The following is a 14,071-nucleotide window of genomic DNA, read 5'->3' as shown; positions in this document are numbered from 1 at the left end:
AAGTTCAACCACACACGATAACCACACACGTTTACCACACACGATTGGCGTTAGTGGGGTTCCTGTTTCTCGGTTGAATCACCTGGCCCGGCCTCTCTTCTGGCCCTGGACATGGCTTCTGTAATCGCCATCGTTTCGACGCTCACCCGTGTCACCCGCATGATCAGGTCGATCACCTCTTCCTTGTAGTCGGCAAAGCGGTAGGTGTTGAACTTCTCGCGGATGGTCGGATCGCGCGGCGTCTTTTCCTTGTATTGGTCGAGTATCCATTCCAGCCCCGAGCGGTTGCCCAGCTTGTAGTCCCAGCATTCTTCAGGGATGCCCGACAGGGTGGTTTCGCTGTCGAGTTTGATCGTGCCTTCCGCCTTGTCGGCCTTGAGTGCGGGCTTGGGGCTTAGCCCCGCCTTCTCGGCCCGCTCATCGAGGGTATCGGTGCGGGTCAAAGGCCACGGCTCGACCGTCTCATAGCCGATATGAAGGTCGAGCAACGCCTGCCCCCAGTCGCGCCATTGGTGGAAGTCTGGATAGAACGGAATGCGCGGAAATTCCCGCTTGAGGTTGATCGCGTAGGTCTCACGGTAGACCGGATCGTGCAGCACGGCATAGACATAGGCAAAGATGTCATCCTTGGTGATCTTCGCCGCCCTGCCGTAGTGCTTGGTGAACTTGTTCAGGGCCCAATCGGTGATGTTGTCGATCTTTTCACCGCTCTTGAGGTAGCAAAAACGCGGCAAAGCTTCGAAGGGGTCAAGTGTGTTCAGTCCCGGCATTTGGTGGATCGGATCGAGGATGAAACGATCCGGCTCTGAGGTCCAGACCTTGCAGATGTATTCGTATGGCGTCAGGCCACCGAGGGTCTTGAGACGCCGGGCAAAATTGTAGGCTGCCATGAAGTCTGTGAGGTGTGTGCGCAGTTGATCGTGGCTGTCGTAGTGGAAACGCTTGACGTTCAGCGGGAAAACGATCCCCCGGATCGTTTTCTGCTCCGCCTCACCTTCCTTGATCGTCCGATTCATCCGCTCGACCTGGCCGTTGGTCCAAGGATGGTTGGATTTGGTCAACCTGTGCTCGATCCCGTTGGCCTCACAGATCATGTCGAAGCGCATCGGCCGCGAATAGGCTGTATTCCTGTTGCGCGGCTGCTCAGCGAACTGGATGCCATTGTCGGTCAGGATCGTGTGGACCTGGTAGGGCACGGCCTCGAGCATGTGATGCAAGAACTCCCATGCGGTGCGCCTGTCGGCCTTCTCGACGAGTTGGGTCACCGCAAACTTGCTTGTTCGGTCAATGCCGACGAAGAGATAGAGCTTGCCCTGGGCGGTCTGCACCGCGGCGATGTCGATGTGGAAAAAGCCGATCGGGTAGCGCTTGAACTTCTGCCGTTTCGGCTTGTCACCGGCCACGTCCGGCAGGCGTGATATGCCATGGCGCTGCAGGCAGCGATGCAGAGAAGACCGCGATAAATTCGGGATTGAGGGCTGGAGGGCATAAAGACAGTCGTCCAGCGGCAGCAGTGTGTGCCGCCGGAAGGCAACGATCATGGCCTCCTCTTGCTCACTGAGAACGGTAGAGCGCGGAGTTCTCGGGCCGGTCTTCTGATCCTCAACCGTCTGGCGCTTCCGCCACTTCGCAACCGTCTTGGGGTTGATCCCCAAATCCCGGCTCAACTCCGAGAGCGAAGCCTGCGATCGCTGTATTGCAGCTCTGACGGCGTGCGTGGTCGTGGCGCTGCCGTGACGAACTTGTCCCATAGTGCTTCCTTCCATTCCTGCGAAAGGATCACACCATCAAACCGTGGGATTGAACACCTAGGAGTTCACATTCGTGCCGGGATCCGCCGCGACGCGTCTTGATAAAAAGCGAGCCATTCCCAACCCCGGCGGGTGCGTGTCCCATCCCTTGGCATTATAAAAGTATTCGATCTCACCGGCAGCCACAGGCCAAGGATCGTCGATCTGCTCAAGGAAGGCAGACTGACGGTAAATTCAGGTGGCATACTTGGCGCGACGTAGAAATGGCGACCGGACTTCGGCATTGTCGGTGGCCACAGGCCAGTTTCGCGCAGACGCGTCTCGTGATCGAAAGAGGCGTCTCAAACGCCATAAGGGAGGAAACTCGCCTTTCTTGCTCGATTATCCGGGCCCACTGATTCCCCACGCCTGAAATTCCAGCTATCTCAGATTCATGGATATCGTTCTCGTCACCACGGTCATCGCATCCCTGTTTCTCGTAATCGGCGCGGCGGAGCCGCTGGCTGCTCGCCTTCGTCTGCCCTATAGCGTGATCCTTGCCGTGCTCGGCGTGCTGATCGGCGCAGGCGCGATCTTCTTCCTGCGGACGGAGTTGACCGACGCGCTAAACCCGGTGGCGGAGGCGATCCTTGGGCTGCCGATCCGGTCCAACGTCTTCCTTTACGTCTTTCTGCCGACGCTGCTGTTCCAAGCGACGCTGGGGATGAACCTGCGCCGAATGCTGGACGACTGGGTGCCGATCGTCGTGCTCGCCGTCGTGGCGGTGGTCGTTGCAACGCTCAGCGTGGGATACGCCCTCTCGTGGGCGAGCGCGCTGCCGCTCGCAGCCTGCCTTCTCGTTGGCGCGATCGTTTCCACGACCGACCCATCCGCGGTAGTTACCATCTTCCGCTCGATCTCGGCGCCGCGCCGTCTCGCGCGGCTCATCGAGGGCGAGAGCCTCTTGAACGACGCCGCGGCCATTGCTCTCTTCGGCCTGTTCATGGGCTTCGTGATGCTGGGGATGCCCGATCCCGACCTCGGCGCGGCGCTGGCGCGGTTTCCAATCCTGATCGCCGGTGGCGCACTCACGGGCTGGCTGGCGGCGCGGGTGGCGGTCTGGGTCATGGCGCTCTTATCGCGCCACGAGCTGGCGCAGATCTCGATCTCGGTCGCGCTGCCTTACCTCGCCTATGTCGGGGCGGAGCAGAGCGTTGGCGCATCGGGTGTCATCGCCGTGGTGGCCGCCGGGCTGACGCTGAACCTGACCGGGCCGGGGCGCCTGCCGCCGCAGGCCTGGGCGAACCTTCGCGACCTCTGGGACGTGCTGGCGCACTGGGCCGGGGCGCTGATTTTCATCCTCGCGGCACTGCTGATCCCGCGGCTGCTGGAGGAGGTGCGCATCGAGGATTTCGCGCTGGTCGGCGTGTTGATTCTCGCCGCCGTCGCTGCGCGGGCGGTGATCCTGTTTGGGCTCCTGCCGCTGCTGACCGCAATGAAGCTCTCGCCGGCCATGGAGAGGCCCTACCGTGTCGCGATCCTCTGGGGCGGGCTTCGGGGCGCGGTGACTTTGGCGCTGGCTCTCGCGGTGACCGAAAGCTTCCGTGTGCCGGACGGCATCCAGCGTGTGGTGGGTATCCTCGCCACAGGTTTCACTCTCTTCACCCTGATCGTGCAGGGCACGACGCTCAGGTGGGTCATCGGCCGGCTCGGGCTCGACCGGCTCTCGCCCATCGACGAGGCGCTGTCGCGGCAGGTGGTCGCCGTCGCACTGCAGACCGTGCGCGAGGACGTGGCGCGCACCACCGAGAACTATGAACTGAGCCATGACACCGTGCGCTCGGAGGCCAAGCTCGCCGGTCAGCGGCTGGACGCGGCAGTGAAGGCGGCCGAGGAGAGCGCCGACATCCTCGACCGCGACCGGGTCACGCTGGGCCTGATCGCACTAGCGGGCCACGAACGCGAGAGGATCCTTGCTCGCGTGCGGGAGCGGACGATCTCGGCGCGGATGGCCGAACAGGTGTTATCGAATGCAGACCGGCTGATCGAGGGCGCACGCAGCCAGGGACGCAGCGGCTATAATCGCGCGGCGCGTCGCAGCATCGCCTATGGCCGAAGCTTCCGGGCCGCCGTGCTGCTGAATGGCCGGTTGGGTCTGTCTAAACCCTTGGCACGCATGACCGCCGACCGGTTCGAGCTCTTGCTGTCACAGCGGCTGATCCTGCGCGATCTCGGCGCCTTCATCGACGGACGCATCCGGCGCATCCACGGAAAGCGCGTGGCGGAGCTGCTGCACGAGCTTCTCGTCCGACGGGTTGAGATCGTGGAAACCGCGCTGAAGGGGCTGCGCCTGCAGTATCCGGGCTACGCCGAGAAACTCGAACGTCGCTTCATCCGGCGCACGGCCCTGCGGCTGGAGGAACGGGAATACACGACGATGCGCGAGGACGGACTGATCTGCGCCGAGGTCTACACCGCGCTCATGCAAGATATCGACGCCCGTCGGGCAGCTGCCGAGGAACGTCCGCGCCTCGACATCGCACTGCAGCGTGTCGAGCTTGTAAGGCAGTTCCCGCTCTTTACGAACCTGGACGACGCGCGGATCAAGCGTCTCGGCCGCGCTCTCAAGACCCGTTACGTCAACGCAGGCGACGTGATCATGCGCAAGGATGGCGAGGCAAAAAACGTGTTCTTCATAGCCTCCGGCGCAGTAGAATTGGAAGCCGCCGGCCAGACTTGGCGACTCGGGCGCGGCGAGATGTTCGGGCAGATGGCGATCCTTATGAAGAAGGCGCGGCGCGCCGCGGTGCGCGCCATTACCCCCAAGACGCTCCTCGTGCTCGACGAGGCGCGGTTCCGCCGGCTGCTAGACCGCAGTGCAGCCCTGCAGGACGCCGTGCGCGCGAGCGCCGAGAAGCGGGGGATCGAGCCGGAAGCCCTGTTCGAAGACAGGGGCGTCGAGCGCCCGACAAAGGACCGCGCTTCGGCGTGACCTCAGTCCAGCGTTGCGTCGAACTCGATGACGTTACGCCACGTTGTTGCCTATGGAGGCTCGGCTGCGGCTTATAGAGACGCGCAACGTTGTTTCCCGTGGCCACGGGCGACTGTGAATGCAGACGCTCTCCACGAGTCTCTCAGCGGCGCTGGCGAGCATGGCAGCGCCGGCCACGCCGCTCGGTTGCATGAGGTGGGCACGATGGCGATCCCGGATACGCATACCCGACATGCCCGTTTCGCGCGTGGAGGAACTTCTGCCCTGCCACCCGTCGCTGCGACATGTGAAGCGCAAAGATCGACGTGCGCATGATCTCTGATTACCAATGACATTCGGCCACCCTCACCTTAGCCTGGCCTCATGAATTCGGGGGATTGGTCAGATATCGAGAACGACGCCGTCGTCGCGTCCTACTTCGCGATGCTCGGTGATGAGCTGTCTGGGCGCCGTTACAACAAGGCGGCACAGAACAGGGGCCTACAGGAGCAGGTCGGGCGCAGCCGTGGTTCGATCGAGTTCAAGTTGTGCAACGTGTCGGCAGTCTTTGTCAGCCTCGGCCTGCCGATCATCAAGGGCTACCAGCCAAGGTTAAATTTCCAGATGTCCCTCGCCGAAGCCGCGTGCCGGTGGCTCGCTCAGCACCCGGAATGGGAACTCGCCCTGCATCGCAGGCAACATCGACAGATGGCGGAACCAGGCGCTCTCTTCGTCGGGGTCGCACCAACTCTGCGCAATGCGCCGCCGCCGGACGAGGTCGAGCAAATGCATCGTGTCGCGCGGCATTTCGACGTGGCAGGACGGGATGAGCGCAACCGTGCCCTTGGTCATGCAGGCGAGGAGCGTGTTTTTCACCACGAGCGTCATATCCTCCGGCAGAATGATCGGTATGATCTGGCACGGCGTGTTCGCTGGGTGTCAAAGGAGGATGGCGATGGAGCGGGATACGATATTTTGAGCTTCACGAACGAGGGCCGGGAGCGCCTGATCGAGGTGAAGACGACCAACGGGTGGGAGCGAACACCCTTTCACATTTCCCGCAACGAGCTCGAGGTTGCGAATGAGCGAAGCGACGACTGGTATCTGTTCCGGCTCTACGAATTTGCGCGCGAGCCCAAAGCCTTCGAGCTGCGCCCGCCTCTCGACGCGCATGTATCGCTTACGGCCATGAGCTTTCAGGCGAGCTTCCAATGACAGGGACATCGCGCATGTTCCGTCGGACCATGGGCATCGACTATTCCGGGGCCGAGACCGCAGAGGCGAGCCTCAAGGGATTGCGTGTCTACCAGGCCATCGACGATGATGAACCGAGGGAGGTTCTTCCGCCTGTCGGCCCCAAGAAATACTGGACCAGGCGCGTCAGCGTCCGAATTCCGGGGGGTAGCTCAGAGTGACGCGGAAAACTGCACTTTCAAGTGATCCGCTTTCCGGTAGGCCGTGCATCATCCTTACGACTCCGGTCTCGAACGGATGAAAGGTCAGTGGCAGGTCATGGCACCTTGGAGTTCATCCGAAGTGGTGACAGTGTGTCGGCGGCAGACACGTCCCTGCCTCGCTTAAGAACACAAGGAAACGGAATATCCGTATGAGCACACCTGCGCTTTTCACCCCCACACGCATCGGCTCGCTCGAGTTGGAAAACCGTATCGTCATTGCGCCGATGTGCCAATATTCGGCACAGGATGGCTGCCTGACTGACTGGCACGTGATGCATTACGGGCAACTGGCCATGTCGGGTGCGGGCCTGCTGATCTTCGAGGCGACAGCCGTAGCGCCTGAGGGCCGGATTTCATGGGCCGATGCCGGGCTTTACGATGACGCGAGCGAGGCCGCGATGGACCGTGTCGTGAAGGCCGTGCGCCAGTGGGCACCGCCCATGCCGTTGGGATTGCAACTGGCCCATGCCGGCCGCAAGGCCAGCTGCGCGCAGCCCTGGAAAGGTGGCAAGCAACTGCCAGCCGATGATCCGCGCAGCTGGCAAACCATCGCACCGTCGGCCCTGCCTTTTGCGTCAGACGACAGGCCTCCGCTGGCACTGGATGCCGAGGCACTGAAACGTCTCGTCGAGGATTTCGCCGCCGCGGCTCGCCGCGCCGCGCGCCTGGGCTTCGATGCGGTCGAATTGCATGCCGCGCACGGCTATTTGATGCACCAGTTCCTATCGCCTCTGTCGAACGCGCGCACCGATCACTATGGCGGCAGTCTGGAAAATCGCATGAGGCTGCCACTCGCGGTATTCGAAGCCGTGCGCGCCGCGTTTCCGGCTGATCGCCCCGTGACAGTGCGGGTATCGGGCACCGACTGGGTTGAAGGGGGCTGGGACATCGAGCAGACGATTGCCTTCGCGCGGGAGCTAGAGCGGCTCGGCTGTGCAGCCATTCATGTGTCGAGCGGCGGGTTGGACCCGCATCAATCGATCCCGATGGGCCCGAACTATCAGGTGCCACTGGCCCGCGCAGTGCGCACCGAGGTGGATATGCCGGTGATCGCCGTGGGTCTAATCACCGAAGTGCAGCAGGCCGAGGCGATCATCGGCACGGGCGACGCTGACATGGTCGCCCTGGCGCGGGGCATTCTGTATAATCCGCGCTGGCCGTGGCATGCCGCTGCCGAACTTGGCGCTGGCGTCACCGCACCTCCGCAATACTGGCGCAGCCAGCCGCATACTCTGAAATCGCTATTCGCGTCCTGACCAAGGGTAGTTCGAGGGCTGGGAACGTCAGAATGTCGTAGGTAATGATCCAGTCGGTGGGTAAGTCGCGTGACGACAGCGCGTGCGTGAATGGCAGGTCAGAGTATTTTCGGTTCGCCCAGGCGCAGGTCAGCAGCTACGTAGAGAATAAGTGCGCCAAGCAGGCGACCAATGCTGGATTGCTCAAGCTAGTTGGCAAGCATCAATCTGGTAAGAAGATGCAGACCTTTGCTCTGGCCATGCCGCTGGACGTGCCAGAGAGCGTTAGTTGCCTGGCCATGTAGAAGGCGGGGAAGGCAGGGGGAGCGGCTAAACTTACTTATGAGGACGGGACCCCGACCACATAGGGACGCAGGTGCGATACACCCTGAGGTTGCGACGCGCAGTCAATTCACTGCCTGAATCTGTTTCGAGGGGTAGCCTGTTCGACGGGCACCATGCCGCCGTGATGCAGGCTGAGTTCTACCACCTCTTCCACCATCGCTCCAATTCACACCGATTGGTCGAAGGCCGTGTCGAAATCCTCTTCCGGCACCCAACCCAGCGCAGCCTTCACCGCCGCGATGTCGTAGCGCAGGGGCCGCATTCGTGCACGAAGCACGGCGGGACGCAGCAGACTGGGCGAGCGCGGGCCAAGGGGTGCAAGGAGCCATGCCAGCGGCATCACCAAGCGCCAGTTGAACGGCAGCACATGGCGCGGCCAGCCGGTGCCCCGCATCCGCGCGACATAGCGGGTCCGCGTGGGCCGGTCCGCCCCGAGGATGTTGAGCGCGCGGCCCTCACCTGGCATCTCGGCGGCCATCGCCAAGGCACGGGCGCAATCGGCAAGCGAGACGACCGGAAGCTCGCCTCCGCGTTCCATCAGCAGCAGCGTCCCGCCGATGCCGAGCCCCAGATGCGCGACGAGCCCACGTCCGGCTCCGGCGATCGACCCGCACCGCAGGATGGTGTGGCGAATTCCGCTCTCGCGCAGCAGCGCCTCCTGCGCCAGCGCGAGACGCGCATGTTCATCACGGCGCGCCGGACGAGGCTCCAGCGGCGTGGCCTCGGTCACGATACCCGTCGCATCGGCCGTGTAAACCGCGACCGAGCCTTGCAGCACCAGCCGCGGCGGCAGCGGTTGCGCCTGCAACGCCGCGACCAGGCGGCGCGTCGCGTCGAGCGGGTCGCGCGGCGCGTCGTCCCGGTCAGGAGCCAAATCCCCTGCGAGGTGGATCACGCAATCCGCCTCCGCCAGCGCCGCAACAGCATCCTCTGCCGCCAGATCGGCCTCGCCGCAGGAGAGCGCGCGCACCGCGTGACCCCGTTCCCTCGCGGTGGCCACCACAGCACGGCCCAGCGGCCTCTCCGCACCGGTTATCAGCAGCGTCAGCCCCATGAGCCCGGCCCCTGCGCCAAGTATCCCGCAGATGCCATGCGACCGTCCCGATCCGTCATCGGTGGTCCCTGTCTGCCTGCCATGCCTCTTCCTTTCACCCGACATTCTCCAAGTTGCGTGCCGTTTGAGCTAAAGATTGCCCGACAAGGCCAAGCGATCAAGCAATTCTTGCCCGGAGCGGTGTCTTCGGCTCCGAAAACGGAGTGGTGTCATGTCTGATCTTTTCTGGTTGAGCGACGCGCAGATTGCGCGTCTAGAGCCCTATTCGGCGCAGGTCGTCTTTTGGTGCTGCCATATGCGTCGTCAAGGTTGAAGCTGGACCTCGAATTCCGGATGGGTAAGGTTCATGATGTGGCATCATTTGGCGGCACTTCTCGTTCTTTGGAAGGATCGACCTTGGCCGCGACGAGCAAATACAAGGAAGTTCATGAGCGGATTACTGGCCCTTTTCGACGACGTGGCTGCGATTGCAAAACTGGCGGCGACGCAAGTCGATGATGTCGCGGCCCAGGCAAGCAAGGCCAAGACCAAGGCGGCAGGTGTGGTCATCGATGGTGCGGCGGTGACCCCGAAATACGTGACCGGATTGCCCGCGGCGTGCGAATTGCCGATCGTGTGGAAGATCGCGCGCGCCTACTTTTTCAACAAGCTGGTGATCCTCTTACCTGCGGCGCTGCTGTTGCAGGCGTTTCTGCGTGGACGCTGACGCGGCTCCTGATGATTGGCGGGGCATATCTGTGTTTCGAGGGTGCCGAGAAGGTCTGGCACCTGGTCGTGCCGCGCAAGGATCACGGCCCGCAGCAGGCGCGGACGCTGGACGCGGCCCATCTCGAAGAAAATCGGGTGAAGGGCGCGATCAAGACCGATTTCATCCTGTCGGCTGAGATCATGACCATCTCGCTCTCGCAGATCGACATTGCCGGTTTCTGGATTCAGGCACTGGCCTTGGCGGCAGTCGCCATCGGGATCACCGTTTTGGTTTACGGGATAGTCGCCTTGCTTGTGAAGGCCGATGATCTCAGGCTTCTCCTCAGCGCGAAAGAACGCACCGCCGTGACCCAGGTGGTTGGGCGCGGGATCGTCAGGTCAATGCCCGGGGTCATGGTGTTCATCGCCACGGTGGGCACAGTTGCCATGCTCTGGGTCGGTGGCAGCATCCTCGTGCACGGGCTGCACGACCTCGGCTGGCATCTGCCCAACGATCAGATCAAGCAGGCTGCGAAATTGGCAGCGGAAACCTTGGGTTCTGCCAGAGGCTTCGTGACATGGGGGGTCACCACGGGGCTGGATGGTGTCATCGGATTGACCGCCGGCTTGGTGCTGATCCCGATCGTGAGCCGCGCCCTCATGCCGGTCTCGGGGTGGCTTTTCCCGAAAAGGCGTGATGCTGCGCTGCCACTGACCGCTGGATTGTTTTCCTCGGCGCGAAGGCAATTCCACCGATTCTTTACATGACCGCTGTCGGTTCATCGCCTCGATGAAACCGCGACGCTGGAGGCGGAGCAATATTTCGAGGTCCCCTATTGTCGAATCCCCGGTGACGCATCATCTCCATACTGTTGGCGCTCCGGTATGGCGAGCGCCAAAGCGCTTCCGAACATCGCCATGCTCCCTTGGAAATCCGAATAAGGAGCGTTTCCGTGCCGTTCACCCCCCTGCATGACCAAGTTCTCGTCCGCCGCATCGAAGGCGATGAGAAAACCGGTGGTGGTCTCATCATTCCAGAGACCGCAAAGGAAAAGCCACAGGAAGGCGATGTCATTTCCGTCGGCGCCGGGGAAAGGACTGAAAATGGCGATCTTATCGGCATGCAGGTCAAGTCCGGCGACAGGATCCTGTTCGGCAAGTGGTCCGGCTCCGAGATCCGTCTCGACGGCGAGGATCTCCTGATCATGAAGGAGAGCGACATTCTCGGCATCATGGCCTGAGCCCGACGCCTACGCCGAACCCCCATTTTCAGGAGCAACCGAAATGTCTTCCAAGGATGTCAGATTCAGCACCGACGCACGCAACCGCATGCTGAAAGGTGTGGATACACTCGCCAAAGCGGTCCGGATCACCCTCGGCCCCAAGGGACGCAATGTCATTCTCGACCGGCCTTACGGCGCGCCGCGCATCACCAAGGACGGAGTGACCGTCGCCCGCGAAATCGAGCTTTCCGACCACTTCGAGAACATGGGCGCGCAGATGGTGAAAGAAGTCGCCAGCCGCACCAATGACGAAGCCGGTGACGGGACCACAACCGCCACGGTTCTGGCGCATGCGCTCGTCAAGGAAGGCATGAAGGCAGTTGCCGCCGGCATGAACCCGATGGATCTCAAGCGTGGCATCGACAAGGCCGTCGATGCCGTCGTCGCCGAGATCCGCGCGATGTCACGCCCCGTGGGCGACAGTGACGAGATCGCCAAGGTCGGCTCAATCTCTGCCAATGGCGAGACCGCGATCGGTCGGCAGATCGCCGATGCGATGGCAAGGGTCGGCAACGAGGGCGTCATCACCGTCGAGGAGGCCAAGGGCCTCGAGACCGAGACCGAGGTGGTCGAAGGCATGCAGTTCGACCGTGGCTATCTCAGCCCCTATTTCATCACTAACGTGCAGAAGATGAGTGTGGAACTCGAGGATTGCGTCGTCCTGCTGCACGAAAGGAAGCTGTCATCGCTGCAACAGATGGTGCCCCTGCTCGAGGCGGTTATTCAGGCCGACAAGCCGCTTCTGATCATTGCCGAGGACATCGAGGGCGAAGCGCTGGCCACCTTGGTGGTCAACAAGCTGCGCGGCGGCCTGAAGGTCGCGGCAGTCAAGGCCCCGGGTTTCGGCGATCGCCGCAAGGCGATGCTTGAGGACCTGGCCATCCTGACGGGCGGAAAGGTGATCTCCCCCGATCTCGGCATCAAGCTGGAGACGGTCACCATGGACATGCTCGGGTCTGCGCGAAAAGTGACGATCACCAAGGATGACACAACTGTCATCGATGGTGCGGGCGACAAGGATGCGATCGCGTCGCGTGTCACCCAGATACGCGCCCAGATCGAAGACACGACCTCGGACTACGACAAGGAGAAGCTGCAGGAACGGCTTGCAAAGCTGTCCGGCGGCATCGCCGTGATAAAGGTCGGGGGAGCCACGGAGACCGAGGTAAAAGAGCGCAAGGACCGGGTCGACGATGCGCTGAACGCCACCCGTGCGGCGGTTCAGGAGGGTATCGTGCCGGGTGGTGGCGTGGCCCTTGTGCAAGGCGGCAAGGTCCTGGCCGATCTCAAGGGTGCGAATGCCGACGAGACTGTCGGCATCAGGATCGTCGCTCGCGCGGTCCAGGCACCACTGCGCCAGATCGCCGAGAATGCCGGTGTCGACGGATCGGTCGTTGTCGGCAAGGTCTCTGAGAACACGAGCCCCGGCTTCGGCTTCGACGCGCAGACGGAAACCTACGGCGACATGCTGAAGGCCGGTATCATCGATCCGAGCAAAGTCGTGCGCGTCGCGTTGGGGAACGCGGCCTCGATTGCGGGACTACTGATCACGACCGAAGCGATGATCGCCGAGAAAGCACAACAATCCAAAGCAGGCCGCTACATGTCCGACATGGAAGACATGGGCAGCATGGGTGGCATGATGTAGACGAATGACCCGCCGGTCCGGAAGGTCGGCATTCACGCCGCTCACCGGTCCAGCCGAAGAGCTGCAAGTTGATTGAAATGACTGAAAACCATCCATCCAAGGAGATACGAAATGTCAAAGGGCGACAAGCAACGCGGCAACCGGGAAGCCAAGAAACCGAAGAAGGCCAAGGAAAAGGTCCTGGCAACAGCGGATTCCATCAAGGGCAAGGCACCGCTCAATATCGGTGAGACCAAAAAGAAGTAGCCGTTCCAACGCTTCAAGGCGCTCGATGATCCGCCCACCCCGCCCGCGATCCACACGCGCACCCCCACCGGGAAGGCAATCATGGGCCCTCCATCACCGGAATGAGCCGCACCAATTCCTCCGGGTCCACCGACGAAGGGACAAGGAGCCGCCGCCCATTCCTCAGCACGTTCTCGAGCCGGGCGTCACGGGGGGTGTGCGGCGCTATCGGCGCCGCCGCAGGCATGAGCGTGGACGCCTTCAGCGGGAGCGTCAGCGGGATGAACGTCGGCGATGTCTCGTCACCAAGTTCACCGCTCCGATATTGCCGCCGCCATATGGTCAGCAGGGAGTGCGACACGCCATGCCGCCGAGCCGTCGCTGTCACCTGGCGATGCCCCAGGAAGCTCTCCTTAACGGTCCGGATCTTGTCCGCATCGCTCCAGTGCCGCCGGTGCGGCACGTCCGCGGCAGACAGAACTTCGATCTCGGGTCTGAACGTATGGTCGGCCATAAGGTCGGACTTATCACCGACGCCGAAATCCCGTCAGACGGCCTCCGCCGGAGGGATACCCTAATGCGGTCACCCTTACTGAATTGATCTGCGTCATCGCATTAGGGCTACCCAGACCGCTAGGGAGACGCGATCCCACCAGAGGATGGACGAATGAAAATCCTCTTCGCGATCCTGCTAGTCCTCGTGCTCGTCCTCTTGGCGCTCACGGTTCTCGTTTTTCTTGATAGGCGCGCCGACCGCGCGGAGTGGCATCGGCTCACAGCACTCCAGCTGGAGGCCCCAAGCGTCTTTGCCGAGAAAATGGTGGCAGACCTCCCCGAACCTGCGCGCCGCTACTTCTCCTATGTTATCCAACCGGGCGCTCCGCTGTATTCTGTGACGGTCATCGAGATGACGGGACATTTCAGCCTTGGTTCAAAGGACGACCCGCGTTACCAGCCGATTAAAGCGCGTCAGGTTCTCGCGGCACCAGAAGGGTTTGTCTGGTCGATGAAAACGCTGGGCGGCATGCCCATCTCGGGCTCGGACTCCGGCCTCTGGACACGGTTCCGGATATTCGGTCTTGTGCCGGTCGCCCGTGCCGGCGGCGGTCGCGACCACGCCCGCTCCGCGTTCGGGCGCTATGTATCCGAGGCGTTGATCTGGTCTCCCGCCGCCCTCTTGCCGGGCCCGGGCGTGACCTGGACCGCGGTTGATGACGACACTGCTCGCGTCACCGTGCGCCACAAGGACCTGAGCCAGATGGTAGATGTGACCGTGGATGCCGAGGGGAGACCTGAGGTTATTTCTTTCAAGAGACCACAGCGAAACTCTTGGGATTCCCTGAGATGGTTTGGTGGGGTATGTTTTGTCATGAGACAGAGTTTTTCGACCCAGCCCGCCTTGTTTGCTCCGCAGGAGTTGTTCGACCACCCGGCGC

12 protein-coding genes and 1 pseudogene are annotated in these 14,071 nt (G+C 62.2%); 10 read left to right on the top strand and 3 right to left on the bottom strand.

The genetic code is table 11. The features are described from left to right. Positions 1–50: 50 nt before the first annotated feature. Positions 51–1,751, bottom strand: coding sequence for an IS481 family transposase (locus tag C6W92_RS17995; protein ID WP_241691170.1), 1,701 nt, complete (start codon positions 1,749–1,751; stop codon positions 51–53). Between the two features lie 433 nt (positions 1,752–2,184). Here C6W92_RS17995 and C6W92_RS13750 point away from each other — a divergent pair, with 433 nt between their 5' ends. The 5 genes from C6W92_RS13750 (at position 2,185) to C6W92_RS13730 (ending at position 7,698) form a co-directional block, all read left to right on the top strand. Continuing rightward, positions 2,185–4,722, top strand: coding sequence for a cation:proton antiporter (locus tag C6W92_RS13750; RefSeq protein ID WP_129434197.1), 2,538 nt, complete (start codon positions 2,185–2,187; stop codon positions 4,720–4,722). Positions 4,723–5,085: 363 nt separating this feature from the next. Continuing rightward, on the top strand, positions 5,086–5,916 hold the full coding sequence (locus tag C6W92_RS13745; RefSeq protein WP_129434195.1) for a DUF3883 domain-containing protein: 831 nt from the start codon (positions 5,086–5,088) through the stop codon (positions 5,914–5,916). Positions 5,917–5,930: 14 nt separating this feature from the next. Beyond that, positions 5,931–6,116 (top strand): hypothetical protein, encoded by a 186-nt coding sequence (locus tag C6W92_RS13740; protein WP_129434193.1) that lies wholly within the window; start codon positions 5,931–5,933, stop codon positions 6,114–6,116. A gap of 191 nt (positions 6,117–6,307) precedes the next feature. Beyond that, on the top strand, positions 6,308–7,414 hold the full coding sequence (locus C6W92_RS13735; RefSeq protein ID WP_129434191.1) for an NADH:flavin oxidoreductase/NADH oxidase: 1,107 nt from the start codon (positions 6,308–6,310) through the stop codon (positions 7,412–7,414). A gap of 44 nt (positions 7,415–7,458) precedes the next feature. Continuing rightward, complete coding sequence (locus C6W92_RS13730) at positions 7,459–7,698, top strand: hypothetical protein (RefSeq protein ID WP_129434189.1); 240 nt, start codon at positions 7,459–7,461, stop codon at positions 7,696–7,698. Between the two features lie 206 nt (positions 7,699–7,904). Here C6W92_RS13730 and C6W92_RS13725 read toward each other — a convergent pair whose 3' ends face one another. Beyond that, positions 7,905–8,897, bottom strand: a complete 993-nt coding sequence (locus tag C6W92_RS13725; RefSeq protein ID WP_241691169.1) for an NAD(P)-dependent oxidoreductase — start codon at positions 8,895–8,897, stop codon at positions 7,905–7,907. A 322-nt stretch (positions 8,898–9,219) separates the two neighbouring features. On the opposite strand from C6W92_RS13725, the pseudogene C6W92_RS13720 reads away from it, so the two are divergent. The 4 genes and pseudogenes from C6W92_RS13720 to C6W92_RS18160 all read left to right on the top strand — a co-directional run bounded on the left by C6W92_RS13720 (position 9,220) and on the right by C6W92_RS18160 (position 12,656). Further along, positions 9,220–10,247 (top strand): annotated as a pseudogene (locus C6W92_RS13720) (DUF808 domain-containing protein). A gap of 185 nt (positions 10,248–10,432) precedes the next feature. Continuing rightward, positions 10,433–10,720, top strand: a complete 288-nt coding sequence (locus C6W92_RS13715; RefSeq protein ID WP_104017962.1) for a co-chaperone GroES — start codon at positions 10,433–10,435, stop codon at positions 10,718–10,720. 43 nt (positions 10,721–10,763) lie between these two features. Further along, positions 10,764–12,410, top strand: a complete 1,647-nt coding sequence (gene groL / locus C6W92_RS13710) for a chaperonin GroEL (RefSeq protein WP_129434185.1) — start codon at positions 10,764–10,766, stop codon at positions 12,408–12,410. Between the two features lie 111 nt (positions 12,411–12,521). Continuing rightward, a complete protein-coding gene (locus tag C6W92_RS18160; protein ID WP_277815903.1) occupies positions 12,522–12,656 on the top strand; it encodes a hypothetical protein in 135 nt (44 codons plus the stop codon). A 79-nt stretch (positions 12,657–12,735) separates the two neighbouring features. Here C6W92_RS18160 and C6W92_RS13705 read toward each other — a convergent pair whose 3' ends face one another. Next, positions 12,736–13,149: a transposase gene (locus C6W92_RS13705; protein ID WP_129434183.1), complete on the bottom strand. Its 414-nt coding sequence runs from the start codon at positions 13,147–13,149 to the stop codon at positions 12,736–12,738. Positions 13,150–13,302: 153 nt separating this feature from the next. On the opposite strand from C6W92_RS13705, the gene C6W92_RS13700 reads away from it, so the two are divergent. Then, positions 13,303–14,071: DUF6544 family protein (locus tag C6W92_RS13700; protein ID WP_129434181.1), on the top strand; the 769-nt coding region annotated here is incomplete at its 3' end.

It is taken from the genome of Roseovarius sp. A46, from assembly GCF_004126395.1.
Taxonomy (GTDB): Bacteria; Pseudomonadota; Alphaproteobacteria; order Rhodobacterales; family Rhodobacteraceae; genus Roseovarius; species Roseovarius nitratireducens.
Note: the sequence above shows the minus strand (reverse complement) of the source record. Positions and strands in the feature narration are given on the sequence as shown.